17 protein-coding genes are annotated in these 14572 nt (G+C 74.9%); 12 read left to right on the forward strand and 5 right to left on the reverse strand.

Annotated elements, in window-relative coordinates; genetic code table 11:
* Positions 1 to 28: 28 nt before the first annotated feature.
* Positions 29 to 937 carry an alpha/beta fold hydrolase gene (locus tag NFS20_RS07095; protein ID WP_251151025.1) on the reverse strand — a complete coding sequence of 303 codons (909 nt, stop codon included), beginning with the start codon at positions 935 to 937 and terminating at the stop codon, positions 29 to 31.
* 280 nt (positions 938 to 1217) lie between these two features.
* On the opposite strand from NFS20_RS07095, the gene NFS20_RS07100 reads away from it, so the two are divergent.
* Positions 1218 to 1691, forward strand: coding sequence for an HNH endonuclease (locus NFS20_RS07100; protein WP_251151026.1), 474 nt, complete (start codon positions 1218 to 1220; stop codon positions 1689 to 1691).
* 197 nt (positions 1692 to 1888) lie between these two features.
* Positions 1889 to 3028, forward strand: coding sequence for an endonuclease/exonuclease/phosphatase family protein (locus tag NFS20_RS07105; RefSeq protein WP_251151027.1), 1140 nt, complete (start codon positions 1889 to 1891; stop codon positions 3026 to 3028).
* Between the two features lie 60 nt (positions 3029 to 3088).
* Here NFS20_RS07105 and NFS20_RS07110 read toward each other — a convergent pair whose 3' ends face one another.
* Positions 3089 to 4147, reverse strand: a complete 1059-nt coding sequence (locus NFS20_RS07110) for a TIGR00341 family protein (protein ID WP_251151028.1) — start codon at positions 4145 to 4147, stop codon at positions 3089 to 3091.
* A 91-nt stretch (positions 4148 to 4238) separates the two neighbouring features.
* Positions 4239 to 4997 carry a helix-turn-helix domain-containing protein gene (locus NFS20_RS07115; protein ID WP_251151029.1) on the reverse strand — a complete coding sequence of 253 codons (759 nt, stop codon included), beginning with the start codon at positions 4995 to 4997 and terminating at the stop codon, positions 4239 to 4241.
* A 178-nt stretch (positions 4998 to 5175) separates the two neighbouring features.
* Here NFS20_RS07115 and NFS20_RS07120 point away from each other — a divergent pair, with 178 nt between their 5' ends.
* The 3 genes from NFS20_RS07120 to NFS20_RS07130 are packed head-to-tail and all read left to right on the forward strand — an operon-like array spanning position 5176 to position 8391.
* Complete coding sequence (locus NFS20_RS07120; protein WP_251151030.1) at positions 5176 to 6201, forward strand: ABC transporter substrate-binding protein; 1026 nt, start codon at positions 5176 to 5178, stop codon at positions 6199 to 6201.
* Positions 6201 to 8045, forward strand: a complete 1845-nt coding sequence (locus tag NFS20_RS07125; RefSeq protein ID WP_251151031.1) for a siderophore-interacting protein — start codon at positions 6201 to 6203, stop codon at positions 8043 to 8045. The genes NFS20_RS07120 and NFS20_RS07125 overlap by 1 nt, the downstream gene beginning before the upstream one ends.
* A 4-nt stretch (positions 8046 to 8049) precedes the next feature.
* A complete protein-coding gene (locus NFS20_RS07130) occupies positions 8050 to 8391 on the forward strand; it encodes a DUF6221 family protein (RefSeq protein WP_251151032.1) in 342 nt (113 codons plus the stop codon).
* Positions 8392 to 8436: 45 nt separating this feature from the next.
* Here NFS20_RS07130 and NFS20_RS07135 read toward each other — a convergent pair whose 3' ends face one another.
* Positions 8437 to 9486: an alpha/beta hydrolase gene (locus NFS20_RS07135; RefSeq protein WP_251151033.1), complete on the reverse strand. Its 1050-nt coding sequence runs from the start codon at positions 9484 to 9486 to the stop codon at positions 8437 to 8439.
* A 155-nt stretch (positions 9487 to 9641) separates the two neighbouring features.
* On the opposite strand from NFS20_RS07135, the gene NFS20_RS07140 reads away from it, so the two are divergent.
* Both NFS20_RS07140 and NFS20_RS07145 read left to right on the forward strand, forming a co-directional pair.
* Entirely contained in the window at positions 9642 to 10412 is a 771-nt protein-coding gene (locus NFS20_RS07140; protein WP_251151034.1) for a hypothetical protein, read from the forward strand.
* 120 nt (positions 10413 to 10532) lie between these two features.
* A complete protein-coding gene (locus tag NFS20_RS07145) occupies positions 10533 to 10676 on the forward strand; it encodes a hypothetical protein (RefSeq protein ID WP_251151035.1) in 144 nt (47 codons plus the stop codon).
* Between the two features lie 12 nt (positions 10677 to 10688).
* Here the strand turns inward: NFS20_RS07145 and NFS20_RS07150 are convergent, their stop codons facing one another.
* Complete coding sequence (locus NFS20_RS07150) at positions 10689 to 11267, reverse strand: cytochrome b (protein WP_251151036.1); 579 nt, start codon at positions 11265 to 11267, stop codon at positions 10689 to 10691.
* 126 nt (positions 11268 to 11393) lie between these two features.
* Between NFS20_RS07150 and NFS20_RS07155 the strand changes: the two genes are divergently transcribed.
* The 5 genes from NFS20_RS07155 to NFS20_RS07175 all read left to right on the forward strand — a co-directional run bounded on the left by NFS20_RS07155 (position 11394) and on the right by NFS20_RS07175 (position 14539).
* Positions 11394 to 11684, forward strand: a complete 291-nt coding sequence (locus NFS20_RS07155; protein ID WP_251151037.1) for a DUF1905 domain-containing protein — start codon at positions 11394 to 11396, stop codon at positions 11682 to 11684.
* Positions 11685 to 11817: 133 nt separating this feature from the next.
* Positions 11818 to 12246 carry a ScoMcrA-related endonuclease gene (locus NFS20_RS07160; protein WP_251151038.1) on the forward strand — a complete coding sequence of 143 codons (429 nt, stop codon included), beginning with the start codon at positions 11818 to 11820 and terminating at the stop codon, positions 12244 to 12246.
* Between the two features lie 526 nt (positions 12247 to 12772).
* The gene (locus NFS20_RS07165) at positions 12773 to 12976 is read left to right on the forward strand and encodes a cold-shock protein (RefSeq protein ID WP_251151039.1); all 204 of its coding nucleotides are present in this window, start codon (positions 12773 to 12775) and stop codon (positions 12974 to 12976) included.
* A gap of 130 nt (positions 12977 to 13106) precedes the next feature.
* A complete protein-coding gene (locus NFS20_RS07170) occupies positions 13107 to 13613 on the forward strand; it encodes a VOC family protein (protein WP_251151040.1) in 507 nt (168 codons plus the stop codon).
* Positions 13614 to 13633: 20 nt separating this feature from the next.
* Positions 13634 to 14539 carry a MerR family transcriptional regulator gene (locus NFS20_RS07175; RefSeq protein ID WP_251151041.1) on the forward strand — a complete coding sequence of 302 codons (906 nt, stop codon included), beginning with the start codon at positions 13634 to 13636 and terminating at the stop codon, positions 14537 to 14539.
* The last annotated feature ends 33 nt before the right edge of the window (positions 14540 to 14572 follow it).

Below are 14572 nucleotides of genomic sequence, written 5' to 3' on the forward strand. Positions count from 1 at the left end.
TCCGGCAGCGGTCCTGCGGCGGAGGCGGTCAGCGCACGGACACGAGCCAGCGGTGCAGCTCCGTCGCCAGCTCGACCGGCGCGTCGAGATGGACCAGGTGCCCGGCGCCGGGGACGAGCGCGAGGGTCGCCCCCGGGATCGCCGACCGTAGGCGGTGCGCCCGGTCGACCGGGATCCAGGTGTCCTCCTCGCCCCACACGACGTGCGTCGGTGCGCCGACCTGCCCGAGCAGCGGCTCGAGCTCGGCCGTGTGCCGCTCGTCGGCCTGGGCGACCTGCCGGTAGAACGCCGCGCGGCCCTCGTCGCCCAGCCACGGCTCCACGAGCGTCGCGAGGTCGTCGTCGCGCAGCCCGCGGTGGCTCGCACCGCGCACGTACGCCTCGACCGCGCCCCGGTGGACGGCGGGCGGCAGCCGCTCGAGGACGTCGGCGTGCTCGGCGACGAGCCGGAAGAACGGCGACCCCCACGGGCGCAGGGCCACGACGTCGACGAGGCACAGCGAGGACACCGGCACCTGGTGCACGAGGTGCGCCCGCAGCGCCACCGCGCCCCCGACGTCGTGGGCCAGCACGTGGGGCGCCTGCGCCCCGGCACGCCTGGCGTCGAGCCCCCACTGCGCCAGCAGGTCGGCGAACAGCTCGCCCTGGGTCGCGAGGTCGACCGCGTGCTCCGGCTCCTTCGAGGACCGCCCGAAGCCGGGCATGTCCCAGACGTGCACGGTGAACTCGGCCGCGAGCGCCCGGGCGAACGGCGCCCACAGCGCAGAGGACCACGGCGTCCCGTGGCACAGCACGAGCGGCGGACCGCTGCCCTCGCGCGCCCAGGCGACCTCGCGCCCTCGCCACGTCGTGCGCTCCGTGAGCTCCACCGCTGTCGCCGTCCTCTCCTCGTCCCGCACCTGTGTCCCGCGCCCGCCGACCCGCGGCGGCACGACCACGCTAGCCTCCGTCCTGCAGCGACAGGCGCGCGTAAACCGTGGACGTGGGGCCCTGGCGGGCATAGCCTGCTTTTCGTCCGGTCGAGACCGCCCGGACGCTCGACCGTGACGACCGACGAGAGGCTGGTGGACCGCATGACGTACCCGTGGACCACCGACCTGTCCCGAAGGGCGCTCCTCAGGTAGACGACCTCTGTCGTCGACCTGCTGAGCCGTCCCGGGGCACCGTTCTGGGGCGGCTCTCGTCGTCCCGGCCAGGAACGAGACAGGAGACGCGACCATGAGCGAGGTGGTCATCTACAACCTCGGCGGCAGCCAGGTGCTCGGCCGCGTCTCGCTGCGGCACGCGATCCGCATGCTGCACCGGCGCGTCGCCGAGGTCCTCGAGGTGGTCGAGGGCGAGACGTTCGGGCCGTACCAGCGGCCCCGCTCCGTCGAGCTCGTGCGGTACGTCCACGCACGATGGGTCTACGACCGCCAGGGCCGGGTCCCATACTCGCGTGCGGCCCTGCTGCGACGTGACCGGTACCGGTGCGCCTACTGCGGCGGGACCGCCACCACGATGGACCACGTCGTGCCCCGCTGCCAGGGCGGGACGACGACGTGGCTCAACGCCGTCGCGGCGTGCGAGCCGTGCAACGCGGTCAAGGGCGGGCGCACGCCCGACGAGGCGGGGATGAGACTCCTCAGACCCGCGTTCGAGCCCACGTTCCGCGACATCTACCCGACGGCACCGGCGCCGCGCCCGCGCTGACGGCGTCGTCGGGTCCCGAGCGGCTCGGTCGGTGGCGGTGACACCGGCCGAGCCTTTCCCGTGCACGCTGCTGCGGGCGGACGCGTGCACGACGTCCGGACCGCGGCGGTGCGCCCTCTCCCCAGGTAGGGCGCCGACCGTCACGACGCCCGGACGGGTCCCCGACCTCGCGTCGGGGCGACGTGAGGGAGGCCGCGATGCCGGTCCGGGTCGGTGCGTACAACGTGGAGAACCTGTTCGAGCGGCCGCGCGCGATGCACGGCCCGATGAGCGGGGGCGGGAACGAGGTCCTCGCGGCGCACGCCCGCGTCAACGCGCTGCTCGGCGAGGAGGACTACACCGACGCCGTGCGCGCCGAGGTCCTGGAGCACCTGGAGACGCTGGGCCTGCTCCGGTCCGACGGCGCGGAGCTCGCCGTCCTGCGCCAGGTCCGGGGACGCCTCCTGCGCCGCACCGGCTCGCTCGCCGCGGGGACGGCGCGGACCGAGGTCGTCGCGACGGGCCGCGGCGACTGGATCGGGTGGGTCGACCTCGTCAAGGAGCGGGTCGACGAGCTCGCCACGGCGCACGCGGCGCGCGTCATCGCCGACGTGGACGCGGACGTCCTCGCCGTCGTCGAGGCCGAGAGCCGCATCGCGCTCAAGCACTTCACGGACGCGGGCGTCGTCACGCGCACCGGCAGGCCGCTGTACCCGCACGTCATGCTCATCGACGGCAACGACGACCGCGGCATCGACGTCGGGCTCCTCACGACGCGCCGCCTCGGCATCGGGGGCATCCGCTCGCACGTCGACGACCGCGACTCGAGCGGGCGGGTCGTCTTCGGGCGCGACTGCCCCGAGTACGTCGTCCAGCTCCCGTCCGGTGCGACGATCACGGTCCTCGTCAACCACTTCAAGTCCAAGGGCTACGGCGTCCAGGCGGTGAGCGACGCCACCCGGCGCCGGCAGGCCCGGCACGTGGCCGAGATCTACCGGCGGCTGCGCGCGAGCGGGCAGCAGAACGTCGTCGTCGCGGGCGACCTCAACGACACCCCCGACAGCGCCCCGCTGCGGCCGCTGCTCGAGGGGACGGACCTGCGCGACGTCAGCACGCACCCGACGTTCGCCGGGGACGAGCGGCCCGGGACCTACGGCAACGGGACCGCGAGCCAGAAGATCGACTACGTGCTGCTCTCCCCCGCGCTGTTCGAGCGCACGGTGGGCGGATCGGTCTTCCGCCAGGGCGTCTGGGGCGGGCGCAACGGCACCCTGTTCCCCCACTACGACACGATGACGTCGCCGGTGCACGCGGCGTCCGACCACGCGGCGCTCTACGCGGACCTCGACGTCGCCTGACCCGGCTCCGGCCCCGGCCCCGGCCCCGGGGTGACGGTGCCGGGTGCCCGACCATCGCCGTCAGCCGTCCTCCTCGACCCGCTCGCCGACGGTGTGGACGACCACGACCTCGGGCTGCCAGGGGACGAGCGCGTCGACGTCGGACTGGAGCGTGTCGACGGGCGGGAGCTCGTTCGGCGTCCGCACGGCGACGACGAGCTCCTGGCCCTGCCACGTGACGCCCTCGACGACCGCTGCGGGGTCGTCGGCGAGCCACTCCTGCGCGGCGGCGCGGGTCTGGCCCGCCCACAGCTCCGCGAGCGCCGCCTGCACGGTGTTCGCGACCATCGGGACGGCGACGACGACGAGCGCGACGCCTGCGACCAGGTAGGCCCGGCGCACGCGCCGCGGGCCGTGGACGACCGCGCGCGCCTCGGACGCCTCGGCCGCGTACCCCGCGCCGGTGAAGACGACGGTCGCGGCGATGACGAGCGCGACCGCGTTCGACGTGAAGAGCAGCAGCGCGCCCGCGGCGAGCGACGGCGCTCCGGCACCGAGGCACACGCCCACGACGCCGAGCGGCGGGACGAGCGAGATGGCGATGGCGATGCCGGGCAGCACGTCGCCGAGGTCGCGGCGGGCGAGCGCGATGGCGCCCGCGAAGCCGGTCGCGAACGCCGCGACGAGCTCGGGAAGGCCGGGTGACGTCCGGCCGGTCACCTGGGAGTTCGCGAGGACGTGCGCCGTGTCCGGGAGCACGAGCGCCACGAGCCAGCCGAGCACGACCACCGTCGCGAGCCCGAGGACGACCGTCAGGACGGAGCGGGCGACGAGCCGGCCCTTCGCCGTGACGATCCCGAGCCCGACGCCGAGGATCGGGGTCGACAGCGGCGCGATGATCATGGCGCCGATGACCGTCGCCGTGGAGTCGGTGATGACACCGGCGACCGCGATGATCCCGGACAGGACGAGCATCACCCAGAACGCCGAGGTCTTGGCCCGCGCGTCGCCTGCCTCGAGGTCGAGCCGGTCGGCGAGCTCGTCGAGGGGCCGCCGCTGCGCGGGCGGCACGAGCGCGCTGAGGAACGACGCGCGCCGCGCGGGAGCGGGGACCTGTTCGGGGCCGGCCTTCGACGTCATGCTGCCTCCGTGGTGCGGGCCCGTCCGCCGGGCGCCCCGGCGGGCCCGTGCCCGCCGCGACGCCAGTATGGACCGACGTCGGCCGCGGAGCTCAGACCGGCACGCCCGTCCCTGCCGCGAGCGCCGCGACGGGGTCGTGCGACAGCTCGGCCACGCCGATCCCCGTCTCGCGGCTCAGCGCGCGCAGGAGCCCGGCGCGGGTCGCGTAGCCGGCGGCGTGGGCGGCCGCGTCGAGCTGCGACCCGCCGCGCAGGCGGGCGATCGCGACGTTGAGCCGCGACCGCGTGCGCCAGCGCCCGAACGCCAGTCCCGTCTCCTCGACGAAGAGCCGCTGCACGTGGCGCGTGCTCGTGCGCCGGCGCGCGGCGAGCTCGTCGAGGGTCGCCTCGGTGCCGGGCGCCTCGGCCGCGACGGCGCGCGCCACGGGGTGCTGGGGCGGCGTGAGCGCGAAGTAGTCGGTGCCGAGACCCCGCAGCACGTCCTCGAGGGCAGCGCGGAAAGGGGCCACCTGCTCGGGCGAGGTGGGACCGGCGCACAGCGCGGCCGTGAGCAGCGAGGTGATGGCCGGCACGACGCCCAGCCGCCGGGCGCGCTGCCCGGGCTCGACGCCCGGCGACAGGATCGGGCCGAGCGCCATCGCGCCGTCGGGCAGGCGCATCGAGTGCGGCACGCCCGGCGCGAGCCACAGGCTCTCGTGGGTGCGCAGGGTGAGAGGGGCGCCGTCGACGACGAGCTCGGCGGTGCCGGTGACGACGTGGACGAGGTGCGGCTCGTCGTGGGTGTGGGTGCCGTGGCCGAGGAACCGGATCGAGTTCTCGGGCACGACGGCGCTCAGGGCCGTCGGTGTCATGGTGCTCCTCTCCCCGGTGCCGCCCGGGTGGCTCCCGCGGCGCGTCCGGTGTCAGGTCCGGGACCGGAGATGTCGCCTCCGGGGACGTTCGCGGCGTCAGGTGTGGTTAGCCTAACCTCGTGAGGCGTGCCGCCGGACGCGGCCCTCGCATCCCGACTCCCGAGTGTGAGGTCTCTCCATGCTGCCCCTGCGTCGTGCCACCCTCCGCGCCGCCGCGCTGACCACCGCCGCCGTGCTCGCGCTCGGCGCGTGCTCCACGAGCACCGACCCCGGTGCCACGGCGACCGATGACGCGGCCCCCGACACGTCGACCTCCGAGGCCGCGGACCGCGTCGTGGTGACCGACCAGGGCGAGGTGACCGTCCCCGCGGACCCGCAGCGCGTCGTCGTGCTCAACCATGCCCTCGCCGGGTACCTGTACACCCTCGACGTGCCCGTGCTCGCGACGGTCCCCGAGGTCACGGACGACCCCGATCCGGCGTTCTCCCCGTTCTGGGCCGAGGAGGCCGAGGTGGACGGCACCGAGCTCATGGACTGGAGCGCGGACGGGTACAACCTCGAGGCGATCCTCGCGCTCGAGCCCGACCTCATCGTGGGCGGCGGGTGGGGCTTCCCCCTCAAGCAGGCGACCGACGTCTACGACGGCCTGAGCCAGATCGCCCCCACGGTCCTCGTGTCCGGGTCGTTCACCACGTGGCAGGAGCAGCTCGAGTTCCTCGCCGACGACGTGTTCGCCCAGGCGGACACCGCCGACGAGCTCGTCTCCGGGTACGACGAGCGCCTCGCCGAGGTGCGCGACGCGATCACCGTGCCCGACGGCCCGACGGCCTTCCTCGCGCGGACGTCGGAGGGGACGACGTACGCGCTCATCGAGGGCGAGGCACTGCCCAGCACGTTCGAGGACCTCGGCTTCGAGATCGACACGGTCCAGGAGCGCACGGGCGCCGAGCCGTACACGGCGGGCGGCGACATGTTCGAGGTCTCCGCGGAGCAGGTCGGCTCGGTGTTCACCGCTCCGACCGTGTTCGTCATCGGGTTCAACGGCGCGACGGCCGACGTCGCGACGCTCTCCGAGGACCCGGTGTTCGCCGGGCTGCCGTCCTTCCAGGCCGGGCAGGCGCACGACCTGCCGACGTGGACGATCCGCGGCGACTACCACGAGGCGACGGCCCTGCTCGACGTCGTCGAGGACCAGTTCTCCTGATGGCCCAGCACCGCCTGCGCACCCACCCGCTCGTCCTGCGTCATGTCGAGGTCGCGCGCGTCGTCGACGTGACGCCGCGCATGCGGCGCCTCACCCTCGCGGGCCCCGAGCTCGGCGCGTTCGAGCGCGACGGCCTGCCGATGCCCGCGTTCGCGGCGCCCGGTTTCGACGACCACGTGAAGCTGGTCTTCGCCGCCGACGGGGACGTCGAGGCCGCGCTGCCGGTCCAGCGTGCGCACGGCATCGACTGGCTCCCCTCGTCGCAGCGCCAGGGCCGCGACTACACGCCCCGCCGGGTCGACCCGGTCGCGGGCGAGCTCGACCTCGACGTCGTGCTGCACGGCGACGGCCCGGCGGCCGCGTGGGCCGCCGGAGCCGTACCGGGCTCGGACGTGTGGTTCGTCGGGCCCAAGGCGTCGACCGTGTGGCCCGACGACGTCGTGTGGGCGCTGCTCGCGGGCGACGAGACGGCGCTGCCGGCGATCGGCCGCTTCCTCGACGAGCGCCCGGTCGACGTGCCCGTGCAGGTCGTGGTCCACGTCGCGGACGGGTGCGCCCGGCAGGAGCTCGCGCTGCGCCCCGGCGACACGGTCCGCTGGGTCGTCGCACCGGAGGGCGACCGGACGGTGCTCGACGACGCCGTCCGCGCGCTCGACTGGTGGCCAGGGCAGGCGTACGCGTGGGCCGCGGCGGAGAGCCGCGCGCTGCTGCCCGTGCGCCGGCATCTCGTGCGCGAGCGCGGGCTCGACCGGTCGCACGTGGACGTCACCGGCTACTGGCACCTCGAGCCGGCCGCCGCCGACGTCGCCCATGCCATGCCGACCGAGCAGGACGGCACCACCGCCGCGACACCGGCCGGCGGTGGCGCCGCGGCACCGGCAGCGGCCGCGCCGGCTGGCGTCCCCTCCCCCGTGCCGTGGCTCGCGACGCGCGCGGCCCTGCAGCTCGGGCTGCTCGACGCGCTCGGCACGGGCCCGCGCGACGTCGACGACCTCGCGGGCGCGCTCTCCGTGCCGCCGGGGACCGTCGAGACCCTCGCGGGCGTCCTGGTCGGCGTCGGGATCGTGGACGTCGACGGGTCGACCCTGCGGCTCGGCGACGCCGGCGTGGAGCTCCTCGACGACGAGCACGAGCGCGAGGAGTACGACGGCCACGAGGCCGACCTCGTCCTCGCGCTCGCCGGGCTCGCCCGTGCGCAGCGCGCCGGCGTGCCCGCGTGGCAGCAGGTGCGGGGACGCACCCTGCGGTCCGAGGTGGAGCGCGACGTGGAGCGCGCCGCGGAGCTCGTCGAGCACGCCGACGTCCTCGCGTACGTCCTCACCGGTCTCGCGTCGTGGCCCGTGTGGGAGGGCGCGACGAACGTCGCCGTCGGGGGCCCGGGAGCGGTGGTCGTCGCCGAGCGGCTCGGCGACGTCCCGGGCGTCGAGTCGGTGACCGTGGTCGAGGAGACCGTCCCGCTCGCCGCCCTGCGCGACGCCGCGGGCGGCGACCAGGACGCGTCGTCGTGGGCCTTCGCCACGGTGTGGCCGGGCGTCGACGTGGCCGTCAGCGCGCTGGGCGCGGGGCACCGCACCGACGCCGAGCTCGTCTCGCTGCTGACGACGCTGCGGGCGGCCGCTCCCCACGTGGTCCTGGTCGAGGACTTCGCACCCGACGGGCTCAGCCCGCACGCCGCCGAGCACGCCCTGCTGTCGCTGGCCGCCACCGGCGCGCCGCCGCGCACGCCGGACGACGTCGCCCGCCTCGCGGAGCGCGCCGGGTGGCGCGTCGCCCGCCACGAGCCGCTCGGGTGGGGCGTGGAGGTGGTCGAGCTCGTCGTCACGGACGCGCAGGCGGGACACTAGGCCCATGACGCCGACCGAGTTCTTGCTCTCCAGGATCGCCGAGGACGTGGCCGCGGCGCGAGCCGTCGGGCCGGACGACGGCAAGGCCGGCGAGGACGGCGAGGCGGGGCCTGCCCGGCATCGGGCGCGCTGGAGCCCGGCCCGGGTGCTGGCCGAGTGCGACGCGAAGCGGCGCATCGTCGAGCTCGCGCACGAGGCCACCGGCTACGACATGACCGTCGACCTGGAGCGTGACAGCAGCGCCCGCGCCCAGAGCGGGGTCTCGTTCGTCGGCGACCGGATCCTCAAGGAGCTCGCCACCGTCTACGCCGACCACCCGGACTACGACGAGTCCTGGCGGCCCTGACCGCCCGGACCGCCGGAACCGCTGCCACGCCCCGGCCGCCAGGGGCTACGGAGCCGCCACCGCGTCGAGCGCCTCCAGGCTCGCCGTGACGATCTGCGCCTGGGCGTCGGCGCGGCTGGTCCCCGGGACGCCGTCGCCCGGCTGCTCCCCGTAGTCGGCGAAGAACGCGTGGACCCCGCCGGGCACCTCGACGAAGCGCGTGCCCGGCGGCAGGTCGGCGCGCGAGGCCTGGATCTTGTCCGGCGTCGAGAGCCCGTCCCGAGATCCCCAGACCGAGGTGACCAGCAGGTCCGTCCCGCTGATGTCCTTGCTGGGGTACGAGCCGTGCAGCAGCAGGCCGTCGACCTCGTCCTCGTGGTCCGCTGCGAACGACGACGCCACGACGCCACCGAGCGAATGACCGCCGACGGCCCACCGGTCGACGCCGCCGAACGCGTCCATCGCGGCAGCCGACTGCGCGGGCGACGTGAACGCGATGCCGAGGGGCTCCTTGAGCGAGACGACCAGGTAACCGGCCTCGGCGAGCGGCCGCAGGACCGCCGCCGTGGCCCGCGCGTCGACGCGAGCGCCGGGCGAGTAGACGAGGCCCGTCGTCGGGTCCCCGTCGCGCGGCACGAACGCGTACCACCCCGCCTCCTCGCGGACCTCGACGGCGTCGTCGCTCTCGAGCGCCGCGAGGGCCGGTGCCGTCGCGACGAAGGGCCGCAGCCACACCACCGCCGCCGCGAGGACGACGAGGGCCGCGAACCCGAGCCCGGCGACGGTCGCGCGCAGCACCCGGCGGCGCCGGCCGTCCCCGTGGCGCCGGTCGGTCGGCGTGCGCCGAGCGGCGAGGACCGTCGCGATGCCCAGGGCGAGCCCCGCGACGGCGCTCAGCGCGAGCAGCGCGGCGAGCGACCAGTGCTGGTGCGGGACGGCGTCGCCCGTCGTCGCCAGCACCCAGGCGGGCGCTGCGAGCAGCGCGAGCGCCAGCACGAGACGCAGGGCCGTGCGCACCCGCGCGGCGCCACGAGCGCGAGGGTCCCTCGCCGGGCCGGCGGGGCCGGCAGGGCCGGCAGGGCCGTCGTCGTCGTCACGCTGCACTGCCACATCCATCTCGCTCCTCCGCTCGGCCCGACGACGGCGGGCCGAGGGGCCCGGTCACGCTAGCAGCCGCACGACGCACCGTCGCCCGGCCCTGACGCGGCGCCGGCCGACGCGGTCGCGCCGTCCCGCCGCGCGCCCGACGATGGTGTCGGAGCGGGAGGGACATGGGCTGGTACACGGAGCACGTGGTCGACGCCGGGCGTGCGCCCGCGCTGTTCGCGCTGGTCGGGTTCGTCGTGACGTTCGTCGTCGTCCGGTCCGTCACCCGCAGGATCCGGGCGCGGCAGTCCTCGGAGGCAGATCGTCCGCCCGGGAGGCGGTCGCTGATCAGGGACGTCTCGATCGGCGGCGTGCACGTGCACCACCAGGTCTGGGGCATCCTGCTCGTCCTGCTCACGGGGATGCTCGAGTTCCGCTACTCCCCCGGCCACCCGTGGTCCGAGGTCCTCGCGCTGCTCTTCGGAGCCGGCGCGGCGCTCGCCCTCGACGAGTTCGCGCTCTGGCTGTACCTCGACGACGTGTACTGGGCCGAGCAGGGCCAGCGGTCGATCGAGGCGATCCTCGTCGGGGGCGCGATCGGCGGCGCCCTGCTGTTCTCCGCGTCCCCGATCGGGGTCACGTCGGACGGCGCGGCGAGCGGCCGGGTCGCGTACGTCGTCACGGTCGTCGTGCACCTGTGCCTCGCGCTCGTGTGCATCCTCAAGGGCAAGCTCGCGACGGGCCTGATCGGGATCGTCGTGCCGCTCGTCGCGTTCGTCGGTGCCGTCCGGCTCGCCAAGCCGTCGTCGTACTGGGCCCGACGCCGGTACGCGCGGCACCCGCGGCGGCTCGAACGCTCGGACGCCCGGTTCGGGCCCGCGTACCGGGCGCGCCAGGAGCGGCTGCGCACCGTCCTGGGTGGGAGACCGTCCGCGGATCCCGGGGCCGAGCCGTGAGCCGGTCGTGAGCAGCCCGCACGACGCCCTGGGCTCCGGCCCTCGGCAGGGCTACCGTGGGAGGTGGTCACCCGTCGCGGTGCACCGCGACGACGGCCACGGGGTGGAGAGGGGCGCGTCATGAAGGACTTGCGATGCCTCGTCGGGATGCACCGATGGCTTCGCCGGCAGGTGGAGGACTCGCAGTACTTCACGTGCGCGCGGTGCGGCAAGGAGCGCAACGCCACGCCCGCCGGCCCGATGGGCCGGGGGTTCGGTGGCTGACGTCGCCGACGCTCAGAGCATCCGGCGCAGCAACCGGTCGCGGTCCACGACCTGGTGCTTGAGCACGAGGCCGACGTGCAGGGCGAGCGCGACGAAGAACACGACGTGGCTCGCGACGTGCAACCACAGCAGGTCGTCGTCGACGAGCAGCAGCGTGATCCCCGTGGCGGGCATGACGAGCAGCGCCGCGTACAACGTCACCTCCGTGCCGTGCGCCAGCCTGCGCTCGACCGCGCTGAGGCCGGGCGCCCAGGGCGGCAGCGGCGTCAGACGCCGCCACAGCAGCCGGACCACCGTGAGGACGAGGATCGTCAGTCCGAGCGCGACGTGCACGCCGAGCAGCCCGTCGAGGTCGCCGTCGACCAGCTCCGCGAGCCCGCCGTCGTCGTCGTCGCGGTCGTCGCCACCGCGACCGCGTCCACGGCCCGACCCCTCGCCGCGACCACGCCCGCGGCCTCTTCCCCCGCCGTCGTCGCCGTCGTCGTCGAGGAGGTACCCGACGACGAGCTGCGCGACGAGCGCCGCGACGGTGGCCCAGTGCAGGGTCTTCGTCACGACGCCGTAGCCGTCCGCGTCGTTGCGCAGTCTCACCACGGCATCATCGCGCGTCGGGGGCAGGTGCGCGCACGACGCGTCGCGTGCGGTGCCGATGATTTCCGGCGGTGCACGGGGTCGTGAGGTCGTCAGGATCCCTGCCACCCGCTTCCGGAGGCCTTCATGCCGTTCGACCCCGTCGCCCTCGACCACACGTTCACCGCGCCGATCGGCGTGGACGTCAAGGGCGACACCTGGCCCTGCGTGGAGGTGCCGGGCGCGCGCGAGCTGCTGGGCACCGGGCGGTCGGTGCGCGTCGACGCGAGCGTCGACGGCGTCGCGCTCCCGAACGTGGGTCTCATGCCGACGGGCAGCGGCGGGCTCATGCTGTCGCTGAGCGCGAAGGTCCGCAAGAGGCTCGGCAAGGACGTCGGCGACACCGTCACCGTGCACCTCGAGCGTCGGCTGAGCTGACGCCGGTCGGCTCAGCGGGACGCCTGCGCGCGCAGCGCCGGGGCGTGTCGGGGGCCACACGGCGGCGCCCCGCCTCCCGGTCCGGCACGACCGGACGGCGGACTAGGCTCGTCGGGTGGCTACCTTCTCCGCCGTGACCCGCCAGCACATCCTCTCCGCGATCGCCGAGTACGACGACCGCGGGGCCGAGAACTTCCTCGGCGTCTACGGGTTCACGCCGTCGGTGCGCGAGACCTTCGACCACGAGGACCGGACGTACGACTCGAAGGCGGTCCTCGGCGTCGCGCACAAGAACGCGACCGGCCGGGCGGCGACGGCCGAGGAGCTCGACGGCGGCAGGATCGACGCGACGACGATCCTGCGCAAGCACGGCTTCGAGGCGTACGGCCCCGCTGCCCCGACGCCGCCTCCTGTGCAGCGTGCCCGACGCGCTCCGTCGAGCACGCCGCGGGCACGCACGACCACGCCCCGCCGCGCCGCGGAGCCCGAGAGGCCCGCGCCCATCTGCCCCACGTGCTTCATGACGCTCCCTGCGACCGGCATCTGCGACAGCTGCGGCTGAGCCTTCCCGCGCACGAGGAGAGGTGTGGTGTAGTCTGGGAGTCGCGCTCGGGTCGCGGGACATGCTCCTGCGACGTCCTGCGTTCCTCAGCTCCGACGCGAGGACGTGCGCGCCGAGCAGCAGAAGCTGCCACCGACGATCTCCGCCCACCACTGAGCGCGGAGCGAGAGCAGAGAACATCACCACCTCCACCCTTGTACACCCCACGACTGCTTCTGCCGTCGTGGGCACCGCCCGACCCCAGCCCGTGCTGAGCCGCGTCGACGACGACCTGTGGGTCGCCACGTCCGACGGCGAGTACGCCGGCATGGTCACCCGGCTCCCCGACGGATTCCAGGTGCACGACCGCTACACGCGGCCGACGACCGTGGTGACCGCGCTCGAGCAGGCGACCAGACACCTCGCGGCACCGACCGCGAGCCCGGCCGGATCGTCCCGATCCCGCCTCCACACCCGTCAGCGCCCCACAAGGCGTGACAAGCGGACCCACGTTCGTGGGACGCACGTTTCAACGAGAGAAGACATCATGGCTACTGGCACCGTGAAGTGGTTCAACGCCGAGAAGGGCTTCGGCTTCATCGCCCCCTCGGACGGCACCGCCGACGTGTTCGCCCACTACAGCGAGATCGCGGCCACCGGCTTCCGCTCGCTCGAGGAGAACCAGAGCGTCTCGTTCGACGTCACCCAGGGCCCCAAGGGCCCCCAGGCGACGAACATCCAGCCTCTGTGACACCCGGGCCCTCGTCGCCCACGGCGTCGAGGGTCTGACCGACGAAGGGCCGCGCAGCGCGCGGCCCTTCTGCGTCCCCCGAGACGTCCCCGCTTGACCCTGACGCGACGTCAGGCTCCAGGGTGGTCGCATGACCGACACCTACCCTGCCTTCGACATCAGCCCCGTGCCCGAGCCGTCCGAGGACGCCACGGCTCCGGAGCACTTCCGCGGCATCTACGGCATGCCCCAGTTCGTCACCGTGCCGACGGCGGACCTCGCAGCGTCCGTCGACTTCTGGACCCGCGGTCTCGGCTTCTTCGAGCTGTTCGCGGTCCCGGACCAGATCGTCCACCTGCGCCGCTGGGCGTTCCAGGACGTCCTGCTCGTCCCGGGCACGCCGCCCGCCGAGGCGCCCGCGCTCACCGTGAGCTTCTCGTGCGTGCTCGGCCAGGTCGACGCGATCGCCACCACGTGCGAGGGGCTCCGCCCCGGCTCGGTCACCGGACCGCGCGCGATGCCGTGGAACTCGGTCGAGGTCGAGGTCCGCACACCCGAGAACGCCCGGGTGATCATGACGGCCGCGAAGCCGCTCGAGCCCGAGAGCGCCGAGGCCCGGTTCCTGCGCGACATCGGCATCGAGGCGCCGGACCGGTGAGCCCTGCGACACTGGGCGGCATGACGTCCGACGCCGCGGCGACCCGCCGCCACGACGAGACCGGCGACGGCCGCACCGTCGGCGAGGTGGCCGCGGCGGTCGGCGTCACCGTCCGGACGCTCCACCACTGGGACGCCGTGGGCCTCGCCCGTCCGTCGGCGCGCACGTCGGCCGGGTACCGGCTCTACACCGGGCCCGACGTCGCGCGCCTGCGCCGCGTCGTGGCGTACCGCGAGCTGGGGGTGTCCCTCGAGCACATCCCGGGCCTCCTCGACGCCCCCGCGGACGACGCGGTCGCGACCCTGCGGCGCGAGCGCACGCTCCTGGGCGAGCGCATCGCCGCGCTGCAGCGGACCGCCGCGGCGCTCGACCGGCTCGTCGACGCGCGCGAGCGCGGTCTGCTGCTCTCCCCCGCCGAGCAGGTCGCGATCTTCGGCGAGAGCTGGCAGCCGTCCTGGGCACGCGAGGCGCGCGAGCGCTGGGGAGAGACCGCGCAGTGGGCGCAGTACGCCGAGCGCTCCGCGGACCGCACGCCCGACGACTGGCGGCGCGTCGCCGCCGAGGTCGCGTCCCTCGACGAGGCCCTCGCCGCCGCGTGCCGCGACGGTGTCCCGCCGGGCAGCGAGCGTGCGCACGTGCTGGCGGAGCGGCACCGGGCGTCGATCGGGACGTACTTCGACTGCTCGCACGCCATGCACGTCTGCCTCGGGCGCACCTACACCGACGACCCGGGGTTCAGGGCGCACTACGACGCGCTCGCGCCGGGGCTGGCGGCGTGGCTGCGCGCGGCCGTCGAGGACAACGCCCGGGAGCACGGCGTCGACCCCGCGACGGCGAGCTGGCCCGGGTCGCACGCGCCGAGCGAGATCAGCGCTGATGACGGTGACACGCATCATCGGGCGCCCGGCGGCTCTCCCTCTCCCTAGGAGCACACAGCCCCGCCCGCGCGGAGAACGACC

It is taken from the genome of Cellulosimicrobium sp. Marseille-Q4280 (genome assembly GCF_943181405.1).
In the GTDB taxonomy this organism is placed as follows: Bacteria; Actinomycetota; Actinomycetes; order Actinomycetales; family Cellulomonadaceae; genus Cellulosimicrobium.